Origin of the sequence: Candidatus Chordibacter forsetii, assembly GCF_964187505.1 — a bacterium.
Lineage (GTDB): Bacteria > Verrucomicrobiota > Verrucomicrobiia > Opitutales > Seribacteraceae > Chordibacter > Chordibacter forsetii.
Window position 1 is genome coordinate 1 of the sequence record NZ_CAXLML010000228.1, and the last position, 5,577, is coordinate 5,577.

5 protein-coding genes are annotated in these 5,577 nt (G+C 47.4%); 2 read left to right on the plus strand and 3 right to left on the minus strand.

Going from position 1 to position 5,577, the window contains the following annotated elements; genetic code table 11:
- Positions 1-2,635 (plus strand): c-type cytochrome (locus ACKPQ4_RS09725; protein ID WP_407680986.1); only part of this gene is annotated, 2,635 nt, incomplete at its 5' end.
- A gap of 22 nt (positions 2,636-2,657) precedes the next feature.
- Complete coding sequence (locus ACKPQ4_RS09730) at positions 2,658-3,263, plus strand: nitroreductase family protein (protein WP_407680987.1); 606 nt, start codon at positions 2,658-2,660, stop codon at positions 3,261-3,263.
- A gap of 17 nt (positions 3,264-3,280) precedes the next feature.
- Here ACKPQ4_RS09730 and ACKPQ4_RS09735 read toward each other — a convergent pair whose 3' ends face one another.
- The 3 genes from ACKPQ4_RS09735 to ACKPQ4_RS09745 are packed head-to-tail and all read right to left on the minus strand — an operon-like array spanning position 3,281 to position 5,533.
- Positions 3,281-4,216: a metallophosphoesterase family protein gene (locus tag ACKPQ4_RS09735; protein WP_407680988.1), complete on the minus strand. Its 936-nt coding sequence runs from the start codon at positions 4,214-4,216 to the stop codon at positions 3,281-3,283.
- A gap of 24 nt (positions 4,217-4,240) precedes the next feature.
- Positions 4,241-4,678, minus strand: a complete 438-nt coding sequence (locus ACKPQ4_RS09740; RefSeq protein ID WP_407680989.1) for a hypothetical protein — start codon at positions 4,676-4,678, stop codon at positions 4,241-4,243.
- 36 nt (positions 4,679-4,714) lie between these two features.
- Positions 4,715-5,533 carry an endonuclease/exonuclease/phosphatase family protein gene (locus ACKPQ4_RS09745; RefSeq protein WP_407680990.1) on the minus strand — a complete coding sequence of 273 codons (819 nt, stop codon included), beginning with the start codon at positions 5,531-5,533 and terminating at the stop codon, positions 4,715-4,717.
- Positions 5,534-5,577: the final 44 nt, after the last annotated feature.

Here is a 5,577-nt window from a genome sequence, read left to right on the forward strand (position 1 = left end):
CGATCACAAAGGCCGATTGGTTGTATCTGACCAAGACAACGCCGGCACCTTCCTGATCGAGCTCCCCGAAATCGGTAAGACTCTTTCTGAATCCGGCATCACCAAGCTGCCTCTCAACAGTGGACAGTGGGGTATGCTCTACGCGTTTGATCACCTCTACATGGTTTCACAAAAACGGGTGGTCCGAGTACCGGTTTCTAAGAGTGGAGAGTATGGAAAAGAAGAGGAATTATTTCGCTTGAGTGGCGGGTGGGAACATGGTCCGCACTCCCTCATCGTTACCGAAGATGGCACAGGTCTCTACTTTGTAGCCGGCAATTACGCCCGTAACCCACCCTTTCAAACCTCCCGCATCCCCACAAACTGGAAGGATGATGTCCTTTTGGAAAACTACGCATATGGTCATAATGGTAACGGAAAGGCACCCGGCGGATGGGTCATCCGTTTGGATCCAGACGGCTCCAACCGGGAAATGATCAATATGGGCTACCGTAACCCCTGTGATTTTGCCCTCAACCGAGATGGTGAAATGTTTGTATACGATGCCGACATGGAGTGGGACATGGGTGCTCCATGGTATCGTCCAACCAGAGTAAACCACGGTGTGTCCGGTGGGGAGAATGGTTGGCGTGCCACCTCTAAGAAATGGAGAAAGTACTTTCCTGATACCGTTGGTTCGGTTGTTGACATTGGACCGGGTTGCCCGGTCGGGGTGATCGCCGGCACCAACGCCAAGTTTCCCACCCATTATCGTGACGCTATCTTCCTCTGCGACTGGACTTTCGCGACCATGTATGCAATGCATCTAAAGCCGGACGGATCCTCATACAAAGGAAAAGTCGATACATTTGTGACCAACATCAATGGCTCTCTTGCCCTTACTGATGTGGACATCGGACCAGACGGACACATGTATTTCTGCGTCGGAGGAAGGAAAGGTCAGTCTTACCTCTACCGAGTACGCTACACAGGAAATCAGTCAACCGAGCTATCCCCCCTGGATACATCCAGCAAGCACTACCAAGCTAGAAAAACAAGGCATAGTCTTGAATCTTTTCATGGAGCACCCAATCCAAAAGCAATCGAATCGGTATGGTCTTACCTCAGCAGTGAAGATTATCATCTGCGTTATGCCGCACGAATTGCCATTGAGTGGCAGGACCCTAAAACCTGGGCAGATAAAGCCTACAACGAAACCAACGATATCGCTGCTATCCATTCTTTGCTCGGCCTTGCCCGTTGTGATTTTGATGGAAGTAAACAGCCAAGCATTGACCGCCTGCTGAAAGTTGACTTCAACAAACTCGATAAAACCGGCAAGCTTGCCCTTCTGCGTACTTATTCCGTGATCATGAGTCGAGCTGGTAAAGCCACCGAGAAACAAATTATTGCCTTAGGCAAACAACTTGATCCCCACTACCCTACTACCGACGATAATTTAAACGAGGAGCTTTGCCGGGTCCTTTGCTACCTCCAGCATCCATCGGTGGTCAGCAAAACTATCGACCTAATGAAAACCACCAAGATTTCCGTGCCCAAATATGATCCCGAAATGATCAAGCGGGGCGGACACTATGGTAAAACCATTCTTGCTGCGATGAGTGAAAATGTTGCACCTAATGTCCTTAATATCCACTTCCTATTCTGTCTCAAAGATGTAACCAACGGATGGTCAATGGATCAGCGTAAAGCTTACCTTGGAGAGCTTAAAGAATTGCTCTCTAAAAAAGGGGGAAACTATTTTTCAGGGTACCTAAACAAAATTCGCGAATCTGCCATCGCCAATGTTCCTGATAAGGACAAGCTCGCACTCCAGTATCTGACCGGAGAAATTAAAGACATCGACTTATCAAAACTGCCGAGGGCGAAAGGCCCGGGCGTTGCATGGACTGTGGACTCTGGCTTGGATGTATTGAATAAGGAACCGCTCAAAGGGCGAAACTTTGCCAATGGGAAAAAAATGTACTCTGCAGGTCTTTGTGTGGCATGTCACCGCTTCGGAGATGAGGGAGGCGGAGTAGGCCCCGACCTCACCAACCTGGCCAAACGCATGGATTACAAAGCGATTCTTGAATCCACCATTCATCCAAACATGGTCGTCTCCAACCAGTTCGAACAGCACGAACTAACCATGAAGGACGGTTCTTTGATGATTGGTAAAATTGTATCCGAAGAAGATGGTTACTACTCCCTTGTGCAATCTGGCCTGCAACCCCTCACCCTGACGAAGGTTGAAAAATCCAAGGTTGCATCCAAGAAAGGTTCAAAACTTTCAATGATGCCTGGTGGGTTAATCAACTCGATGAATGCGGAGGAATTGAAGGACTTATTTGCTTACTTCGTGTCCACTGGGGATCGGAAACACAAAATCTTTAGACCGATCAAAAAACTCGCTATCGAGATTGTTCGAGCAGTTTATGGTCAGGAAGGAAATCCTAAGAAGCAAATGGATCTGAAATCCGCCCTCCAAAAGAAAGTCGATTCCATGAGCTATGAATTCGAAATGACCAACCAATTGGCAGGTAAAGACCCAGCTGGTGGCGTGGTCAAAACCTTAGACCTGGAATACAAAGTGGATGGTAAAACCATAAAGAAAAAGATTCGGGAGAACCAATTGGTCTCCTTTGTGAATTAATTCAAACCTACTACTTTTCCTGATGAAAGTATCTGAAGCCATCGAATCCCGCCGGTCCGTTAAGAACTACGACCCGGATCATGTTATGCCCGAGGAAGACCTCGCCGAACTAATACGTCTTACCAAGTTGGCCCCGTCTTCCTTTAACATGCAAAACTACCGACTGCTTGTGGTTCGCGATCCTGAACTGCGCCAACAAATTCGGGCGGAAGCCTGGGATCAGGCACATGTAACCGATGCCAGCGTACTCTTTATCCTTTGTGCAGACTTGAATGCACATCTCGAAGACCCAAAGAAATACTGGGGGCATGCTCCCCAAGAAGTGCAAGATATGCTCGGACCGATGATTCGTACCTTCTATGAGGGAAATGATCGTCTAATCCGCGACGAAGCCATTCGTTCCTCTGCACTTGCAGGGATGACTCTGATGCTTGCCGCCCATGATATGGGCTACGATAGTTGCCCCATGATCGGTTTTGATGGGGAAAAAGTTTCTAAATTGATCAACCTCCCCGAAGGCTACGCCCTAAGTTTTATGATTCCGGTGGGTAAAGAAACCCAACCTGGATGGGAGCGAGGCGACCGTTTGGCCGATGACCGGGTCGTGGCCTACGACAAGTTTGCCTAGTTGGATTTTCTCTTCAACTAGCTCTTTAGAGAGATCTGCTTTTTTTCCCCGTGCTGCTTTTGCACGGGGTCTATGCATCGCAGCTCAAGATCGGCTGTTGTTTCATTTAGGTTCATATCCACCCACCCATGGGCATGGCCTTTTCCAAAATAATAACTCACTGGCGGTTGTGCGATGATATGGATAGAGCCCTCCACACTTTGTTGCCACTCATGAGTATGCCCATGGAAAAAGGCCTTGGCATGCTTTCGCATGGCAATCAGTTTTAGAAGAGCTTTACCATTTTTCATTCCTCTGATTGGGCGTATTCCGCGAGTGGGCAATGGGTTGTAGTGTGCAAATACAAGTGCGGGCTTATCTTTGCGTTGGTCAAGTTGTTGAGCCAGCCAGTCCAACTGTTTGTCCTCCATGGTTCCTCTTCTCCCGGAGTCCAGCAGGATGAGGTTGACATGGGGAAGTTCCAATACATCCGCATGGATACCCACTTGTTCCTTCTTGAGAAAAGGGAGAAGTTTCCAGAGTTTTTCCCGGGTGTCATGATTCCCAATGGTTATGTGAATCGTAATGCCCGCTGTACGGATCGGTTCAACAAGACGGAGGAATTCTTTGTACTCTGCCTCTGTGCCCCGACTTAGGGCACAATCGCCATTTATGATTAAGTTGGCTGGCCTCGGATTGAGGGCGATCACTTCCCTGGCTGATTGAGTAAGGCAATCCGCCATATTTACCCATTCATGCTCCTCTTCCTTGACCGGAGTACCTGGCCATTTAGTGCCCGGGTAAGACTGTTTGGGGTTGGCACTTATGTGCGTATCCGCAAGCAATGCAACCCGGTTGGGGTCAAAGGTTGGTTGCCTGGCCATCGCATGTGATTTGATCCATGCACTACCACCAAGAGCTAGGGAACCTCTGATAAAGTTTCGGCGAGTAATAGGTGTGAGGGTGATGGGCATGTTGGGTGTTTTGGAGGATTGTTTTTAAACTGTGCTCTTTTTTACCAAGTATCTGATCAGTTCCTGATTACCAAATGCGAATAAAAAAAGAGTCCAAAGGAATGGAGTAAAGGTGATTCCCCACCAAAAAGACAGAGGTACTTCAGTGAGGCTGAACCAAGTTTCAGTCTCGGAACGAAGCGGGTGAAAGAAATCTGCTATTCCTAAAAATAATGCAAGTAACCCAGAAGAAAAATAAAGCATAAGGATAGACCAAAAAATTCGTAGCCAAAGCCTTTGGTAGAATATCCAATAAGAACAATAATAAACTAACACACCAACCACTGGGCTGAGGATAAAGCACAACCAACTGAAGTCAGAAACTCGTCCCCAAGCAGATTCATTGGAAAGTAAACCATAAGCCGCAGTTCCCCAGATAAGACCACTGAGAACAGAAATGACTGTGGGTTTCGAAAGAAACATTCTTATTCAAATCTGATCATTTGAACTTTTCTTAGTTTACCGTTCGATATCGCGGGGAAAAGCGATTTCCGCCCAGACGGGTTTGTGGTCTGAAAGGGGCTTCTTTAATTCGATGATGCCACCATCGGTTACCTTTGCACCGGGAAGCCCTTGGTAGAAAATATGGTCAATCACCCCACTGTTCTGCGGTTCCGGCTCCAATGCATTATAAGTAAACTCCTTAGAGACATCGATCTTCAGATCCTTCCAGGTCGGTCTATATCCTGATGCCTCAAGCATGTTCATAGCCACATCACCCATGTTGTTATTGAAATCTCCTAGCACAATAACCTGGTCCGTCTTTTCCTTTGGCAAGACCTCGTTTGCCAACCGGTAGGCATGGCCCGTATTATGACTGTCTTTCGAACGGCAAATATGAAGGGAGTAAAATGCGAATGGAACACTATCAATCTTTGTAACGGCTTTCACACACGAAGCAGGATTCCATGAACGCCTGCGCTCAACACTTAGTTCATGTTCGACCGTAGCTTCGAATGGTGTCCGACTTAGAATTGATTTGTACTTATCCTTGTGGTTTGCCGAGGAAATTTTCCCCACATAAGTGTACTTCATCCCGAGGGCTTTGCCGACTCGAGCTGTCCAGTCCCCATCCGGAACTTCATTAAATCCGACGATGTCCAAGTTGTAGGGTTTGAACATTCTGCCAATTTCCTCAGGCGAAGCATTTTTGCCATACTCCACATTGTACGCGGCTACCCGCACGGAAATGGATCCATTTGAATTGGCTGAGAACAGGGAGCTAACAGCCAGCAATCCAGATAGGGTGATCGCAATGAGAATTAGCGTTTTTTTCATAAGTTCATCCTTAGATTCTATTCTTTCCAGTTCCTTAAGTTACA

What these genes read in the sequence shown, in the direction of transcription:
- ACKPQ4_RS09730 (WP_407680987.1), top strand. Translation starts at nt 2,658, where the DNA reads ATGAAAGTATCTGAAGCCATCGAATCCCGCCGGTCCGTTAAGAACTAC.
- ACKPQ4_RS09745 (WP_407680990.1), bottom strand. Translation starts at nt 5,533, where the DNA reads ATGAAAAAAACGCTAATTCTCATTGCGATCACCCTATCTGGATTGCTG.
- ACKPQ4_RS09740 (WP_407680989.1), bottom strand. Translation starts at nt 4,678, where the DNA reads ATGTTTCTTTCGAAACCCACAGTCATTTCTGTTCTCAGTGGTCTTATC.
- ACKPQ4_RS09735 (WP_407680988.1), bottom strand. Translation starts at nt 4,216, where the DNA reads ATGCCCATCACCCTCACACCTATTACTCGCCGAAACTTTATCAGAGGT.